Source organism: Candidatus Omnitrophota bacterium (assembly GCA_014728045.1).
Classification (GTDB): domain Bacteria; phylum Omnitrophota; class Gorgyraeia; order Tantalellales; family Tantalellaceae; genus WJMH01.
In genome coordinates, this window is record WJMH01000012.1 from 269764 (window position 1) to 288061 (window position 18298).

Annotated in this window: 10 protein-coding genes; all 10 read left to right on the forward strand. The window is 47.8% G+C overall.

The window, feature by feature from the left end:
* Positions 1-105 precede the first annotated feature (105 nt).
* The 10 genes from GF409_05055 (at position 106) to GF409_05100 (ending at position 18270) form a co-directional block, all read left to right on the forward strand.
* A complete protein-coding gene (locus GF409_05055) occupies positions 106-1518 on the forward strand; it encodes an exopolysaccharide biosynthesis polyprenyl glycosylphosphotransferase (protein ID MBD3426579.1) in 1413 nt (470 codons plus the stop codon).
* Positions 1519-1632: 114 nt separating this feature from the next.
* Positions 1633-2151, forward strand: coding sequence for a YeeE/YedE family protein (locus GF409_05060; protein MBD3426580.1), 519 nt, complete (start codon positions 1633-1635; stop codon positions 2149-2151).
* A 13-nt stretch (positions 2152-2164) separates the two neighbouring features.
* Complete coding sequence (locus GF409_05065; GenBank protein ID MBD3426581.1) at positions 2165-2728, forward strand: YeeE/YedE family protein; 564 nt, start codon at positions 2165-2167, stop codon at positions 2726-2728.
* Between the two features lie 61 nt (positions 2729-2789).
* Complete coding sequence (locus GF409_05070; GenBank protein ID MBD3426582.1) at positions 2790-4634, forward strand: amino acid permease; 1845 nt, start codon at positions 2790-2792, stop codon at positions 4632-4634.
* 42 nt (positions 4635-4676) lie between these two features.
* A complete protein-coding gene (locus GF409_05075; GenBank protein ID MBD3426583.1) occupies positions 4677-4985 on the forward strand; it encodes a rubrerythrin in 309 nt (102 codons plus the stop codon).
* Positions 4972-5487, forward strand: a complete 516-nt coding sequence (locus GF409_05080; protein ID MBD3426584.1) for a hypothetical protein — start codon at positions 4972-4974, stop codon at positions 5485-5487. The genes GF409_05075 and GF409_05080 overlap by 14 nt, the downstream gene beginning before the upstream one ends.
* Before the next feature lie 9 nt (positions 5488-5496).
* A complete protein-coding gene (locus GF409_05085) occupies positions 5497-6906 on the forward strand; it encodes an MATE family efflux transporter (protein MBD3426585.1) in 1410 nt (469 codons plus the stop codon).
* A 245-nt stretch (positions 6907-7151) separates the two neighbouring features.
* Positions 7152-15395 carry a GNAT family N-acetyltransferase gene (locus GF409_05090; GenBank protein ID MBD3426586.1) on the forward strand — a complete coding sequence of 2748 codons (8244 nt, stop codon included), beginning with the start codon at positions 7152-7154 and terminating at the stop codon, positions 15393-15395.
* A gap of 139 nt (positions 15396-15534) precedes the next feature.
* Positions 15535-15951, forward strand: coding sequence for a nickel-responsive transcriptional regulator NikR (gene nikR / locus GF409_05095; protein MBD3426587.1), 417 nt, complete (start codon positions 15535-15537; stop codon positions 15949-15951).
* Positions 15952-16155: 204 nt separating this feature from the next.
* Complete coding sequence (locus tag GF409_05100) at positions 16156-18270, forward strand: TonB-dependent receptor plug domain-containing protein (protein MBD3426588.1); 2115 nt, start codon at positions 16156-16158, stop codon at positions 18268-18270.
* Positions 18271-18298 lie beyond the last annotated feature (28 nt).

The window sequence follows — 18298 nt, forward strand, 5'->3', positions numbered from 1 at the left end:
AGGCCGCCCCTTTTAAAATCGTTGCATAATATCCTGATTAACGATAAACTATCCTTTATCGGTATGTCCCGGGATCATGTGTTCATATAATATTCATAATAACCTATGATAAAAGCAAGGAAGAAAATCTACCCGATCTACCTTTTCGTGGACGTGGTGATCATAGCGCTGAGTTTCATCCTGCCGTATCTAGTGCGGTATAACTCGCCTTCGGACATTTTCAATGATATTTACCTGCCCAATGTCAGGGATTATTCATTTGTCTTTATTCTATGGACGATATTCATAGTCATTTCCTTCAAAAGGCGCAACCTCTACGCGACCGACCGGGCGCTTAACATACCCCAGGAGACCTCAAGGGTGGTGATAAGCGTCTGTTACACGGCTGTTTTGATAGGTACTATTATCTTTTTCGCTCAATTCAAGTTCTTCTCGAGGCTGGTCTTCCTCTCCAGTTTTCTTTCACTGGTCTTCTTCCTGAGCCTGTGGAGGATAATCAAAAGGCTCATTCTCAGGAAACTGATAGCCGGCGGGTACCATAACATTAATGTCCTCATTATAGGCGTGGGAAGGGTGGGTAAGATAATCCTCGAAGAGATAAAGAAGAACCCCTGGGGCGGGTTAAAGGTTATCGGGTTTCTGGACGATAACGTGGAGACCGGTTACGGGGGTGTGCCTGTTCTGGGCAAATTGTCCGATTTTCCCGTTATCGCCAAGAAATATTTCGTGGACGAGGTCATAGTTACCATACCTTCGGAGAAAATAGCGGTCTCTGAAATAATACGAAGAGCGAAAGAAATGCATCTGGGCGTCAAGGTCGTGCCTGAAAATTTCGAGGAGCCTCTGCCGGTGCTTGATATCAGCCATCTGGGGGTCATACCGCTTCTTACCTATAAGGAAAGAAAGCATCACCCGGCTGAGTTTTTCATCAAGAGGCTGATGGACCTAGTTCTTTCCTTTATTCTTTTGATCTTTTCTTTGCCTATTTTTCTCCTGATAGCTATTCTGATAAAAATGGATTCAAAAGGGCCGGTCTTCTACCGCCAGAAGAGAGTCGGCTTCAAGGGGAGGACATTCAATTTTTACAAGTTCCGTTCGATGGTCGCCGGTGCTGACAAACGACGCGATGAGCTTGTTGAAAGGAACGAGGTCAAGGACGGGGTTATCTTCAAGATCAGGGAAGATCCCCGCATAACCAGCGTAGGCAAGTTCCTGCGAAGGCACAGCCTTGATGAGCTTCCTCAGCTTTTTAACGTGCTTTTGGGAGATATGAGCCTGGTGGGGCCCAGACCTCCTTTAGCGGATGAGGTCGAGAAATACAGCCATATTCACATGCAGAGGCTTTCCATACGTCCTGGCATGACGGGGCTTTCCCAGGTCAGGGGAAGGAGTGAGCTTACATTCACCAGATGGGTCAAATGGGACCTGTGGTATATCAATAACTGGTCACTGGGGCTCGATATGCAGATCTTGTGGAGGACGATCCCGGCAGTTATCAGGGGAGAGGGAGCTTACTAGCGCTTTAATGGGCGAGCTGGCGGGATATTGTCTCCGCGGGAAATGCGGTTAAAGGTCTAATCGGAAAGAGCTTTTCAATATCGACACAAAGCAGAACGGAAAAGGGGGTATGAGATGAAGAACTTCTTGCGTGAGAAAGCATGGTCTCCGTACATTGCCGGGATCGTCGTGGCTTTATTGCAGATACCCGCGTTCCTGATCATCAAGACGGCTCTGGGGGTCTCCTCCAGTTATGTTTCCGCGGGCGGGTATATCGCATCCATATTTGACAGAACGGTCATGGATAACGCCTATTTCAATAAATACATGACATCGATGAAGTACGTCTGGCAGAGCAGTTTGTGTGTCGGTATCATTATAGGGGCGTTCCTCTCGAGAAGGCTTTCGGGCGCGAAACGTCAGGAGTACTCCCCTGCCTGGAAGAAAGCCGTCGGCATCAGAACTTTCTCCCAGCGCTTTTTTATGGGTTTTATCGGCGGATTCGTTCTTCTTTTCGGCGCCCGCTGGGCCGGCGGGTGCACTACCGGGCACGGTCTTTCCGGGTCGGCGCAGCTTGCGGTGGGGTCTTTGGTCGTAGGTGTAATGATGTTCGTCGGGGGTATCGTGGTTTCCAGTCTGTATAAAAAGATATAACCGGGAGGGGAAAATGATTTTATATATCACTACAGGACTATTGATGGGGGTGGTTTTCGGTTTTGCTCTAGAAAAGGGGAGGGTTTTCGAGCCCGGCATGATAATCGGCCAGTTCCAGATGCGCAATTTTATCCTGTTAAGGATGTTCCTCTCGGCCGTTGCCGCGAGCCTTGTCATACTCGGGATCCTTTTCGGTGTCGGGTTGATCGAGCTTCACCCCAAAGCCGCGATATTTCCCGCGACTATTTTAGGCGGGTTCATTTTCGGGGCGGGCATGGCTCTGACGGGGGCCTGCCCTGGTACGGTCCTCGCCCAGATCGGGGCGGGTTACCGCGACGCGTGGGGCGTTCTCGCCGGAGGCATAATGGGAGCGGTCGCCTACGGTTATATGGAACCGGTAATTGCGCCTCTCAGTAAAGGCCCGGGGAAGATCACCCTGGCCGATATATCGGGCGTGCATTACAGCATACTAGCTTTCGTAGCGGCATTCGTGATAGCTGCGATCCTTTTCGCGATGGAGAAGTGGCGCACCTGGAGGAGCGAGCTGGGGGCTGATCATGACGGACTGACAGGGTGAGGTTATCTCTGCGCGGACGGCTTTTTGAGGGTGCTATTGCCCGCTGCCCTAAAACTATATCATGAAAAACGAACTTAAAAGAGAACTTAGCCTTCTGGACATATTCTCTCTTGCTTCAGGGGCCATGATCAGCTCGGGGATTTTCATTCTTCCGGGGCTGGCCTATGCCCAGGCGGGGCCTCTGGTCTTTATTTCGTACCTCCTGGCGGGCATTCTGGCCCTTGTGGGCACCCTGAGTATAATTGAGCTTTCAACCGCCATGCCCAAAGCGGGCGGGGATTATTTTTTTATCACGCGCAGTCTCGGGCCTCTTGTGGGTACGGTTTCATCATTCCTGAGCTGGACCGCGTTGTGTCTTAAGTCGGCTTTTGCTATCTTCGGTATAGCCGAGATCCTTCTTATAGCTTTCGGTTTCCCGATACTCGTTTCGGCTTTTTTCATCTGCTGTTTCTTCGTAATACTCAACATACTGGGAGTGAAAGAGGCGGCAAAGTTCGAGGTCGCTCTGGTAGTGGGGCTTTTTGCCATAATGCTTTTTCTGATAATAGGCGGAATGGGCCGCCTGACAGAAAGCAATTTTGTGCCTCTTTTCCCGAACGGTGTAAACAGGGTCCTGGTGACATCAGGTTTCGTGTTCATATCCTTCGGCGGGCTTTTGAATATAGCCACGGTCTCCGGAGAGGTTAAGGATCCTGCGAGGAACCTGCCCCGGGGTATGATACTTTCGGTATTAGCTGTTACTGTTTTCTATGCCGCCATATTGATAGTGACCGTGGGGGTTCTTCCGGCCGGGGAACTGACTGGTTCCCTGACGCCGGTCGCTGACGCAGGGAAGGCCCTCTTCGGGAATATAGGCTATCTGGTCATCTCCCTGGGGGCGCTCCTGGCGTTCATAACCACGGCCAATGCCGGCATATTATCCGCTTCGAGATACCCCCTGGCCTTGAGTGCGGACGCCCTCCTGCCTGAGGTATTTGGCCGTCTCTCCGGCAGGAAAAGATCCCCGGTTGTAGCGATAATGATAACGGGCTTTTTTGTTTTCATATGCCTTACGCTGGATCTCAAGACGCTGGTCAAGCTGGGCTCGGTCGTGATATTGACCCTATATATACTTACCAACGCGGCGGTTATAATTCTCAGAGAGGGCAGGGTACAGAACTACAGGCCGGCGTTCAAGGTGCCTTTTTATCCCTGGACGAATATAGCCGGCATGGTTCTTTTTGTCCTGCTCATTGTTGACATGGGCCTGGTGGCGGTGGAGATAAGCCTGTCTCTTCTCGTCCTGGCGGTACTGATATATTATTTATACGGCCGCAAAAGACATAAAATTGAATACGCCCTTCTTCATCTTATAGAAAGGGTCATAAACAGGAAGATCACGGACAATACACTTGAAGAGGAGCTCAAACAGGTCATCCTCCATCGGGATGAGGTGAAGATAGACCGCTTCCATCAGCTTGTTGAGGATTCGGCGATAATCGATATAGACGGCAGGACGAGCATTCATGACTTTTTCGGCCAGGTCGCCCAGCGGGTCTCGCGTGATATTGATCTTACCCATTCGGAGGTGGAAGACCTTCTCAGGCAGAGAGAAACTGAAGGATCGACGGCGATCACGCCTTTCGTGGCCATACCTCATATCATTATACCCGGGCGTAACAGGTTCAAGCTGTTGGTGGCCAGATGCAGGGAAGGTATAGAGTTCAGCCGTGATAATGACAAAGTTAAAGCGGTTTTCGTGCTTTTCGGTACCAGTGACGAAAGGACCTTTCATCTTAAGGTGCTCGCGGCCATTGCCCATATCGTGCAGAACCCGCGCTTTGAGAAAGAATGGCTGAGTGCCAGGGACGAGAACCAGATCAGGGATATTATCCTGTTAAGCGAGAGAAAGAGGTCCGGGGAGTAGGTATCACCGGACCGTAAAGATCGATAAATAAAGGAGGGAAAGATGCCTGAATTCGGGAACGCCTTTTCCGGGCTTGCAAATGACAGAAAACTCACCCATGAAGAACTCATACGCGCCATACGGTTCATGATCGCCGCTGAATATGAAGCGATACAGCTTTATATGCAGCTGGCCGAATCCACGGATCATAAGCTGGCACAGGAAGTTCTTAAGGATATAGCCGATGAAGAACGGATCCATGCCGGCGAATTTCTGAGGCTGCTGAGGGAGATCGCCCCTGATGAGGAGAAGTTCTATGTCGAGGGGTACGAGGAAGTAGAGGAAGAGATCGAAAAGCATGGCAAAAAATAAGACAAGGGCAATCATTGAATGTTCGCGTTGCCATGAAAAGGTATCTCCAGATGAAATAGAAGTTATTGACGGGGAACAGCTCTGTCACCATTGTCTTTACGGCGGCCTCAAGCCTTTCAAGATCTACCCCATAGGTTTTGTCAGAAATAACCTCAAGAGGGCCCGGACGGGTTTTGGCACGGACGGGGACAGAAGTTCATCCTGCATAGAACTGCTGGATTCGCAGAGGCCCTTCCTCTACAGGATCGAGGAGGAAGATCATCTTACCATCGTCTATTACTTTCACGAGTCCGGCGGGGTGAGATCCGTCTTCAGGCGGGGCCTCGACGGCAAGAAAGTAGGTGTGTTTTCTTCCAGGACGCCTTACAGGTTGTCCCGCATAGCGATACAGGATGTGCGTCTTTTAAAAGTGGAAGGGAATAAGCTCTTCGTTGAGGGTCTTGACGCGGTCAACGGAAGCCCCGTTCTGGATATCAAGATGAAATGGAACTCCAAGGAATGATTGGTCCATATGGGCAGAAAAAGAACGCGCAGGATCAACAGTAGCATAACGGAAGGCGGCTTACGCTCATCGCTCTGGAAGCTCGCCATGCCCATGATAGTGGGGGCGGTTCTGCATGACCTTTTCACGCTGGCGGACCTGTTCTTCGTGGGGAAGCTGGGGCATCTGGCTGTCGCGGCTTTATCCATCTCCGGTGTCATTATTGCTGTGATAATAATGCTGGCTATAGGTATTTCCGTGGGCACGACGGCTTTGATCGCCCATTTCATCGGTAAAAAGGATTATGATTCGGCGGACAATGTCCTTTTCCAGACGATAGTCGTAAGCGTCATATGTTCCGGTGCTATGGTCCTTATCGGCCTATTCGGCACGAACTGGCTCCTGCGTATTTTCGGGGCGGGACCCGAGATCATACCCGCCGCGTCCGAATATCTGAGGATAAGCTTTGTTTGGTCGATATTTATTTTTCTTTTCATCGGGTTTGACCAGGCCATGAGAGGCGCGGGAGACGCCGTTTTCCCGCTCAAGGTCCTTGTCCTTGCAAACCTGCTCAATATTGCCCTCGATCCGTTCCTTATCTTCGGTATCGGGATATTTCCCAGAATGGAGGTGGCAGGATCCGCGACCGCCACGATAATCAGCCGCCTGGTAGGGGTATTTGTTCTTTTGTGGCATCTTTTCTACGGCCATTCAAGTCTGCATCTCCACAGGCGCGTTTTCAGGGTCAATTTCCGGATAATAGGAAGAATGGTGAAGATAGGGTTTTTCGCGTCTTTTGAAATCTTTTTGCGCCAACTGTCGCTATTACTGCTTCTTCGGCTGGTAACTTCCTTCGGGGCGGCGTGTCTGGCCGCGTTCGGGATAGTTGTGCGCCTTAGGATGGCGGTAATGATGCTTGGCTTCGGAATGGGCTCTGCCTGTGCGGTGCTTATCGGGCAGAACATGGGTGCCGACAGGCCGGAACGGGCCACGCAAGCCGGATGGGAGGCGTTAAGGTATTATGAACTTATCGTTCTTCCCATTGCGGCATTGTTTTTCATTTTTTCGCCCAACCTGATAGGTCTTTTCAGCGGTTACCCGGAAGTGATAGGGATAGGAAGCAGTTTTCTCAGGTTTATAGCTGTTACTTTCCCGTTCTTGGCATTGGCGCTTATTCTCGGCAGGGGTGTTACGGGAGCGGGGGACACCATAGCCCCGGCGGCGATGGCGGGCGTGGTGCAATTGGGGCTGCGAATACCTGCGGCGTATTTGCTGGCTCTTGTTCTGGGGTTAGGCACCAACGGCATTTGGCTGGGCATAAACTTGTCGGATATCTGCCAGGGTCTCGTAATGCTATGGTATTTTAAAAGCGGGAATTGGCAGAAAAGGTATCATGAACATCGCGCTATTCTTGAACAGGAAAACCTGGCGATGGTATAAGGGTCTAGTAAATAACACCAAACCTTTAAAATAAAGCACTTATGCTCACTCATGCAGATAAAATCCATCCAGAAAATCCCTTGCAGAGCCAGCAAAACAATCATTTTAAGACATATTAGTTAGCATTTAAAAAAGCTAGATATTTGGCTTTTTTTTTGCCGAAATCATATGATATAATCATTGTACGTTAAGCCAACAAAACGTTAAATATAATGATTATTCTACTATAACTGGAAGCGGGGTCCATGTTATTTAATATTAGAAAACATATTCTTTTTAAGAGTTTTTCTGTACTGCTTGTTCTTTTGTTCATATTGCATACATCCGGTTGGGCCGAACAGAATACCCCGGTTGTTGGTGATAATACCCTCCAGGTGCAGAATTTTTTCCAGGTGCTTGACCCGGCCTCTTTGATAGAGTCTGAGATCGTATATCTTATGGAATCTACAAAGGGCAGATTCAATGAGCTCAATTCGCGTTTCTATCCACGTGTAGCCGGCACTCCTTTATATATAGGTTTTGACGGGAAAGAATTCATAGACGGCAGGTGGGTCATTCCTTGCGCCGTTTCATCGGAAAAGTCTTCGGTACTCTACGAAGCCGTTGTTTCAAATGACGGTAAGGTCACTATGGAACCCTTTAAAGGGCGTACAACCATAAAGGGATTAGGCAAGTCTTTCACGGAGATAAAGGGTATCCCCGGAGAAGATCCTGATGAGCCCCAGGCTGTTGATCGCGACGGTACTAGCGAAGGGGAAGATGCTGATGAAGGGTCTTTACGCGGGGATGATGCCGAAAATGACGGTAACATACCGAGAATAGGTAAAAAAGCGAAGGTGACCCATATTTCATCTGAACGGTCATCCCATGAATTTACTGTTAAGTATGGTCTTTTCGAATCGACCATTGAGCCCAGATTGCTGCGTGAGGATGTGAATGATTACCTCAAGGAAGCTTTCGAGGGATACACTACCGGGAACCCGGAGCATGACGCATTGCTCGGTGATATTTTAGGCATGAGATTTAAGCATCCCGTGCAGCAATACACTTATGACGAGCTGATAGAGGATATTCTGGGGTTGTGTAATTATAAGCATCAGGGAGAAAATTGGATAGCGGTGCATAAGTTCCTAGCGGATGATCCGATCCCGGTTTTTCATGAACTTCTGGAACTCTACAGCAAAGGTTCTTCTCTTGACCTCAGATTGCACATCAACTGGGCAACTAAAATGGCCCTTAAATATGGCCTGTATAAATACTTTAAGAAGTTAACCTGGCTGTTCAAGGGCAGACTTGTCGTGGAGTTATGGCTTTGCGGACAAAATTCGAAGAAAAGAATACGCGCAACCTCCATTCCCGTTCGCGGCGAGGTTCTCAGTATCGCTGTTAAGAATTATACTCCTAAAAGAGGATGTCACTATATTTATCATGACGGGATAAGAGCTCTTAGCAGGATCCTCTTCAAGGAAAGGGACAGGGCCCTTACCGATAAGATCAAATATATCCAGACGGTCACACCTGGAGGGATCGAGGATACGAGCCTGGATATGATAAACGCACCGGAGGGACCGGTGAGTAAGCGCGCAAAAAAGATACTAGAGAAGTTCGTTAAATATCCCCACCAAAGTGTTTTATACGGTATCGTTTCCGAAATGGAAAACAGAGGCCTGCTTACCGACCCCATGCAAAGGAAGATGAGCGGTCTTTTACGACTGATAATTAAAAGATCGAAGTGCAGCCGTAATGCTCTCAGAGCGTTGCATGCGGCCGTGAAAGCCGGTGTTCTGAAGAAGGAAGGAATAACATATCTCCGCCGGCTGTTCGGTCGGATAATAAAACGCACTGAATCAGAACAGCTTGAATTGTTTCATGCGCTTTATTCAGGCTGGGCAGGGATGGATGGTCGGAAGAATGGACCTGAGATGAGCGTTCTTGATCCTTTACTGCTGGAATACGGGCAGCATTTCGGGAGGAACAACGAACGTATCAAAAAATCCTTCTTAGGAATGATCGTAGGCTGGGCGCTCATACCTGCGGTTTTCGCGTTCAGATATATCATAAGCCTGAAAGCGTTAAGAACGATTTATAGAAAGATATATTTCGGGATCGCAAGTGACGAGCCTTTAGAAGATATCTCGGGTCTTGAATATCTATTTGAAGAGTATATTCTGCCTTACGGCGGGATGGTTATTGTGGTGAGTGTTCTGTTATTTATGCTGTCTCAATTGGTAATTAGCATAATTGACGGTATAGATCCCAAAGGGCTGGAACTGGCGACGCACAATTCCAAGAACAAAAGGGATTCGAGTGATGTTATCAACTTTTCGGTTTTAAAGGGCGCTTTTCTTTTGTGGATGGCTATTGTGGCCAAATTTTGTTCCGGTTTTGTCACGCCTGTTTCCCAAAGAGGAAAAGTAACGCCATTTTTTATAGAACTTAATTCCATTGGAAGTTACGGTTTCGTGCCCGCGATCATAATAGCCGCCGGTGCGGCCGTTTTCTTCACGGTCAAGTATTTTGTGGAGTCCCGCAGGGCGAAAGATCTGGGTTCTTGTGGATATGATCTTATGTTCCATCTGCATCAAAAGGGCTTGATGACCGGAAAAAATTCAAGAGTGATAAGATCGCTTATTTTGGATCTACGTAATTACGAATTAGTGTATAGCTATGGGATAGAGGATGTTGTGCGGGCTTATACAGCTTTGATCGACAATGGTGCTGTTGATGATGGTAATCTGAAGGAATATGCCGGACTGCTTAGGTATATGTGGGACGGCAAGAAGGATCCGGTATCGATCTTTTCACAAAACTCAGACGATGATCGTAATGCCTTATTGGTCTTTAGAACAATAAGGCGCATGGCACTTTATGATAAGTTCAACAAAAAAAAGCTGCTCGGTAAGATAAATAAACTGATAGACGAGATGAAGAGGGTGGAGCGTAGCTGGAACACCGCTAATTTTATAAAAACTCTGGAAAACTTCATCGAAATGGGCGTGATAGATGAAGAGAATTACGAGGATTATTTGAACATATTGGTCCAGTTAAGCGGAGATGAGGACTGCTCGGAATTTATTCAGTTCCTTGAAACGGTCGTTTCTTATAGCGTTGAACAGAACGCCGATCTCAGCAAATTACTGTCTTTAAAAGATATGCCGGTCGAATGCATAAAGACTTCACTTATAACGCTTGCGAAAATAATAGACTCGGATACGCTCGGCAAAGGTGACTTTAAAAGGGTCCTGGATTTCATGATCAAGATCAGGGATGAACAGGAGCTTGATGGCCGACTCGAAGAGATATATGAACGATTAGGCCGTTTCTTTTGGATGGTTAAAAAATGTGCCCCCAAGCCCTCCATCATCGATTACGGCCATTACTGGAGGAACATGGGATTTCTTCAAAAGGCGGTATTCGAAAACACTGAACTAGCGCCTGAAATGCTTGAATTCCTGGCCGGGATAGCTCATTTGGATAATGTCCCGGAAAGAATGGTTCCCCTGGAAGGCAGGGAGCTCGAAGTTTTCGTGAACGGGTCGTTAAAAATGACCGAAGACCAGAGAAAAGGTTTTCTTGAAAGATACACCGAAGAAGGTATGCCGCACTCCAGGGTCAAGGAGGATTATTTCAGGGCCATAGATAAGATATATACGGATATATTGGCACCGTTTATTTCCGAATTAAAGGATATGCCCCGCGAGGAAAAAAGATCATATATAGGCCAACTCTCCAAAGCTCTTGTTCATTATTTTAACAACAACGGGACGGATGGAAAGAATACCATTGAAGAAGATATAGAGCAGATAAGATCATTGTTCGGTATAGTCCATCTTAATCTGGCGGTGTGCCTGAAAAGTCTGGGGGCATGCAGATTAAGGGTAAAAGATTTTGAAGAACTGAGAAAAGTTCTGCCCTACAATAATGCTCTCACCCGCATAATAAGAATGCTGGGCGAGTCGACTAATATAATAGGAGGATATGTTGATGTGACCGAATACGTAATAGAAGAGGGCCAGTTCGAGGAGTTCAAAAAGACCATAGTTTATATGGCCGAAAAAACAAAACGAAACACACCGGCCAACATTGAGGGGATGCTGTGCGCATTGAGAGGTTATATGCGCAAAGACCGGCTTGCGAAATGGAATTCTTCCGATTGGGATTCGTTCAGGTCAGATATCGAAGGATATTTACAGCTGGGGTTTTCGAGCATAACTTACAATATGTTCACATATTACAGGAACAACAAGGATGACGATGAAGCCATGGAAAGATTCAAAAAAAGCGTGAAAAAGGCGCTTCCGGCAGATTCGTTATGGGGAGGCTTCAAGGGTTTTTCAGAAGAGAGTAAAACTGAATTCGGTTTCGGTGTTTCGGATGAACTGGCCATTTTATCGCGATATATCCCGATAGTGAATTATTCCGCTCGCGATTATGCCGGAACCTATGAAAAAGTGAAAAGCGCTCTTCAGGGAAAAGACGGATATTATGACGAACTTGACGAAGAAATGAGGACGATGTTCGAGTTCGAGTACAGCCGGTCCGCGGATGTGCTTTACGAGGGGGACCAAAAACTGAAGAAAGAACTTTTTGAGAGCTTGCGCCGTATCATGAGCGAAGAAAAGCCTTTAAACGAGGTTGACCACAACAGCAGTTTGCATTTTTTCCTTCCTTTTCTTATAAGAGAAATAGACGGGGATGTGGATATTAATTACTTAAGTCGGGTTCCGGAAAAACTATCCATACAGAGAGAATACCTGCGCAGTCTGGTCACTTTGTTGACGGAAGATTTCGAAGATGGAAAAGAAGCAATTATGCAAAAGGTCAAAAAAGGAATCGATTCTCTTGACGATTCAGGCCGAAAGGCCATGGTCGACAGGTTCGTGACCGTGAGGCTCGGTTCGGTAAGAAAGAAAAAAAAGATATTCCGCACGCAGGCGGCTTTCGTGCCAGCCGTAAAAGAGGGTGATATCTCCGGAATTGCGGAACTGATAAATAATATCTGGTTCTCCAAGATTACAAGCAAGGACCTTAAGCCCGGTGTATTGAGGAAGTGGTTTTCAAAAGGCATAGACCGGTTCTCGGGGAAACTGGCCAAGGATTCCGGTGTTTCCAGGAAGAAGGTCGAAGAAATGATGCGCGAGGCTTTTGAAGCGGCACTTGTTCTCCTCAGGGAAAAACCTCCTTTATCGGATCAGGAGCGGCGGGAGGAACTTCTTTTTTCCTCTATTGCCAGGAACCTTGAAAAGGAGGTCGATGAACTGGTCATAAAAGCCGATAAGGTGCTTTCGGGATTCAAGCTTCTTGAATCCCTTGCGCGGAACTGTTATTATGTCGGCCTTTTCGATGACGCCATGCACATGATGGAATTCATGATGACCGGGGTCTGCACCTGGGGGAGCAGGCCTTGGCAGATAAAGGATAATCCTCCCCATTTTTCCGTACTAGCTCTTAAGGACGGAACCGGTAAATTGCTTGGTACGAGCCAGGTACAGGTTGTTAAAACGCCTGTGAGAGGGTTTAAGGACAGGACCTCTAAGAGAGGTTACAATGCGCTTGTGCTTACCGGAATAAACCTTTACCAAAGAGATCTTCCGATGAGCGAGGTCAAGGCGGTTATGAGCCTTATCGAGGCGGCATATGTTCTAGCCGAGGATGCCGGGGTTGTTCCGGTAATAGCGGCCAAAGATTCTATCTATACAAACCAAAGTAAAGTAAAACAGATAATAAGGTCTCTTATTCACAAGGGATTGTTAAAAAAGAGAAAACTCGCCGAAAAGGTCACACTTAGTAATGGTAGTTATGCATATAATTATCAAATGGTGTATCAGATAGATCTTTCACGCGAAGAGTATTTTCTAAAAAAGACGTCCCTGGAAAAAATATTGAACGCCGAAATTAAAGAGGAAGAAGAGCCAAAAAGGAGCATGATGATCGCTTCAAACCTTTTTGAGCTTACCTACGGTCATAGTCGCAATAAAGAAGAAGCGGTTGCCCTGGGCGCGGAGATAGAGCGCATACTGGGATCGTTCCCGGACAGGATAATGGAAGACGCCAGATTGGCAGTCTCGATGAAGGGCCTTTCACCAGAGATAGTGATGGACACTTCTGTGAACGAAAGCAGGGTGGAGGTATCGCCGCAGAGGGCCCGGATGATTATCGGAAAGGATGTACTTTTCGAAAAAGGCCGTATCGACAGCATTATTCTCTCTGAAAGACTTTCCGAAATGATCGCCGCTTTCATCCTTGATGACTACCAGGATCTTTCTGAGGCACGTTACGAAGACGAGAACGCCTTTTTCAAACTCGAGATCACGAAGACCTTGATAAACCACTCTAATTATTTGGCACTGTATCATCGCTTGTTACACAGGTATAAACCGGAATCCGGTAATCGCTGGGTGGAAAAAACCAATGAAGAGAAAAGGGATCTGGCCAGGAGCTACCAGAGGGACATTGACAAAGCTACATCCGGGATGAAAGGTATATATCAGTGGAATGTGTTCCTGTCCGTAATGCAGGATGCCGATCCGATGTTCCTGGTGTTGAATTACATAAGCATGATATCGCTGGATCCGTATCTTGGCCAGACGGCTATGCCTGAGATCATATCAAGGATAAAAAGGGTGAATGTAGAAGAAATGACAAGTATAGCCCGCTTGAGGAATCTGATGGCATCTTGCTATGTTTTTGGGGATGAGGCGGATGAAGTTACGCGGGCGGTCAGGACCACCTTCGCGAATTTTCCCGTGAGCGAGGGACTAAAACTTCTCAAGAACGGTCTTATGTCAACGACCAGTGAACAGAATTTTTACAGGGCAATGGAGGCGCTTCTCTCGGGTGTATTGCCTCTTTCCCGCAAACAGGTGAGCCAGGAGGTCCAACAGATGCTGGAAGATGATCTTTTCGGCAAAGAGGATAGACCCCGGGCGATAAGTTCTGCCGTGGAGGAGATCTTGGTGAAAAGGATCGGTTCCGGCGGTCTCAATGCGTTTGTTGAAGAAATGCTCGGGACCAGAGGGGATAAGAAAATACCTTATATAAGCGTGCTTCAGGAATTCCTGGACCGTGGAGCAAATGCTGATGATTATGGTTTCTTGAGGGATGCCGGTGTCGGGGATGTTATATTGCCGGACGGGGACATGGAAGCGCCTTCACCCGTGGAGAACGACCCCATCAGGGAATTGTTTATTACCGGTCTTGAGCCGGAAACGCAGGATGAGCCGCAGGAGCAGGTAGAAGCAGAAGGGCAAGAACCGGAGCAAAGCGAAGATGTGGCCGGGGAAGAAACCGATTATGCCATCACCGCCGCAGAGAAAAAAGATATCAAAGGGATCAGACGTCTCTTAGAAAATATGGATGAGAAGGATTTTCTGCCTTCCCCCGATGTGTTGCCCAAGAGGGTATCAGGATATGATGAAGGAGACCGTTTCCTGGTCGCCAAAACCGGCGACAGGATCGAAGGTTATATTTATGCTTCACTGGAGACTGATGAACAGGGCGCCGAGGGGGAAAGCGTTCTTGACATCATAGAGATCGCGGTGGCCCCCCGTAGCAGGGAGAGGGGCATCGGTCGGGCCTTGTTCGAAGAGGTCTTTCTTGACGCTTGGGGAAAAGGTGTTAGAAATTTCTCGGTGAGTGCCATGCATCCGGCAGTGGAGAAGATCGCCGGATCCTTCGGGTTCGAAAAGCGCGGCAATGAATATTACATGGGAAGTAAAAAGAAAAAGAAGGCTGAAAGCTTCGCCGAGAGCGACAAGCCGGGAAAAGAAGCAAAAGAGAAACAGAGCGCCTCCACGGGAGCAGATGGACAGCCTGTTCCGGACGGACAGGTCGTAATCCGTGATTTCAAGCCGCAAAAGCTTAGGGATATGAATGATCCAGAGAGTTTGGCCATGACTTTCGTGGACCTGGTCCTGTCGCGGCTGCATTCCGACGGTACGGAAAAAATAGTCCTGGCTTTTGAGGATAATGTCTCCAGGGGGAATAACGGGGTGCCTATGAGCTTATGCAGGGAACTTGAAGAACTGAAGAAAGAGCCAAAGTTCGAAAAACTGCTTAAAAACCTTGTAATTATAAAAGGTTCAATGAGAACGATAGGTAGGGAGACCGAGAGGTATCTGGACGAGGAAAGAAATTCGGTGTTCATATTCGCTTCCAATGAGGCCAGGTCCGAAGAAGAAGAATCCATTGCCGAAAGGATGAAAAGCAGGGCGAAAATGGTCCTTATCGACCAGAAAGCGCTGTCCTTTGACAGCTATTATCCCCTTATGGAGATCGTCACGATCTCGCTTGCATATGAACTTTCCCCGGATCTGCTTAAGGCTCTGAAGGATGATATCGATCTCGACTCGGTCAACATAGGATCGATAAGCATGGAAGAGCAGAGGTGTTTCCTCAAGTTCGTGCTTCTTCCCAAAGCTGAAAAACTGGACAAACAGCTTCTCATGGAAAAGACGAGAGCTCTCAGGATGGCCCTGAGGTCCGCTTGATGCGTGCTTTCTGGATTGTTTCATTGTGTACGCGGCATTTCATTGGCCACAATATCCGCAGGAACAGGCTTACAGTAATGGCTTGACAATATGGCGGATTCTGTGCTATTTTCATTAAAAAAGTAACACTGGAGGCAAAATGGCGGATGTATTCAGGTTCGGGATATCTCTTCCCAGGGACCTAATAGAAAAATTCGACAGGCTCATCAGGCAAAAAGGGTATACCAGCCGTTCAAAGGCACTCGGCGATCTTATCAGGCAGGAGCTTATCAAGGATGAGTGGAAACAGGGAAAATCGATCGCAGGTGCCGTGACGCTCGTTTACGACCATCATAAACGCGATCTTCTCAACAAGGTCACCGATGTCCAGCACGATTTCCAGAACCTTATAATATCGACCCAGCATATACACCTGGATCACAATAACTGCCTGGAGATAGTCGCCATAAAAGGGGACTCGAAGGAAGCCCAGTCACTTAAGGATATACTAATGTCATTAAAAGGCGTCAAGCACGTGACACTTAGCATGTCGAGCACCGGTAAGGGATTGAAGTAGGCCTATATTTTTTTCATATACGGTAGCACGAAACGCAGATATGTAGCAATAATCCGAACGGATATATCTGGATAAAATAGTTGCCCCGCCGCCCGACTTTGGCAGAAGGAACGGCGGGGCTGGAACCCAGAGGTCAGAAAGAACTCCGAGCCCAGAGATGATTATACCACATCTCTGGGCCGGGAAAAAGAGGGGGGTGGTTGTATGCGGTTTTACGGGATGTGGCGTAAACCAGTAAAGGTGTTCCCGGTGATGTTGTTTTGGTTCTTTGCTCTTTCTTGCCAGGCACTCGCCGCGGAGAAGCCGGAATATATAGATCTGGGTACGGTCTATGTAGATGAAAAAATGGGAGCGGTAAACTTCAAGAAGGGTGATATCATCCGGGAAAAGAGAATAGACCAGCCAAGGTTATCCGGTACCGCGGAAGGACTCTTTGAGAATATTGCCGGGATCGATCTTAAGCGCATTTCACCTGCTGGGGATACCGGCCGTGGAGTGATCCTGCGGGGGTTTGACGAATCGAGATACAAGGTGCTTCTGGACGGCAGACCCATTAACGGTAGCGGTGTTTTCGGCGGGGAATATGTCGACTGGTCTGCGATCACTACAGAAGATATCGAGCGGGTGGAAATAATCCGAGGGATCACAACCGCCCAGTACGGGGATACCCTGGGGGGCATTATAAATATAGTCCCCAAAAAAGGCAGGGAAAAGATGAAGATCGATATCCGTTCATCATACGGGTCTTTTAATACCGTGGACGCGGCGGTAGTCCACAGCGGCAATATCACTAAAGATGTATACGACAATCTTTCGTACGGCTACTGGAGAACGGACGGGTATCTGAGGAACAATTTCGTTGACCGGCATAATTTTTCTGGGAGACTGGAAATGCTAATGCCTCGAGATATGATCCTTGAGCTGGGTATGATATATACCTTGCAGAAAAGGGGTTTTGTCGTAGAGAACAAAAAAGACAGGTCGAATTATGACAGTGATTATCCCGAATCCGATGAGGACATCGGAGGAGGCCCCCGCATACACTGGTGGGGCAGGCCCGGACCATTCGGACCGGTAAGAGCGTCCAAATACTGGGGTGACGGAAGTTACTGGATCAACAGAAGAGGCCAGTACGACGTCAAGCTCGAAAAATCATTCGATTCATTTGATTTGAAGGCGCAGGGATATCTTAACAGGCAGGAAAGAACGGAATACTACTACGCCATAGATGACGAGAATAAACTTGTTCTTGAAAGGTATACAGAACCGGAAAGATCGGGAGGATGGCTTTTGGATATATCCATGCCTGCGGAGGATTATTCGGTGGTCTACGGGGCAGAAGGAGTGTATCTGGGATACGGCAAGCAGCAGATCAAACATGCCGACAGTTCTTATTTTCGTATACAGCCCGCTTCGTATGACGAACCTGAAAAGGCAAGCCGCCGACATGCTATCTTCGCGCAGGGAGAGTGGGACATAACGGATTCACTGTATGTGGACATGGGATTGCGTTACGACAATTACTGGGCAAAGCCTATCGATGTTCTTTACGTGCAGGGTCTTAGTCCTACTTTCGGGGTAACGTACCAGATCCGGGAAGGTCTTGAGGCAACAGCGCATTTCGGTCAGGCCTACAGGTTCCCCACCTCGCCTGAATCCTACTGGTTCTTTGCCGGTTATCAGCCTACGGGGAGAAAAGACCTTTCTCCGGAGAGGGCGCTGCAGGGAGAGGCCGGTTTAAGTGTGAATATCCCCGATAAAGCTAAGTTCGAGGTAAGAGGATATTATTATGACGTGGAGGATTATATCAGGACCATCTTCGGCTATAAACCATCCAGGGTGGTTTACAACATAGATAAGGTTATCCTCTGGGGGATCGAGGCCGAGGCAAGATATTGTTTGGCGGCTGGACTGGATTTATTCGCTAATTATACTTTTCAGTCCACCAAAAAGGAAGGTGATATCCTGGATGAGAGTTCGGAACTATCGGATAGTCTGACGGAACTTCCCGATAACAAGGTAAATGCCGGGATAACGTATTCATTCCGGGCGTTCACGGGCGAATTCGTCATGAGATATGTGGATAAAAGGAGCGTGATCATAGGAGACCTTACAAAATCCGGTGCTTCCGAATTGGCGGATCTGGAACAATTCGCGACATTTGATCTTAATCTGACCTACAAGATCCTTGAAAATGACAATGTTACGGGCAAGGTAGGAATCGCTGTCGAGAACATTTTTGATGCCAGTTATGAGGAAAGAGAAGGTTTTCCCATGCTTGGCAGGATGATAACCGGCAGGATCAGTCTGACCTTTTAAGTAAAAACAAGCAGGGAGTTGACCAGTT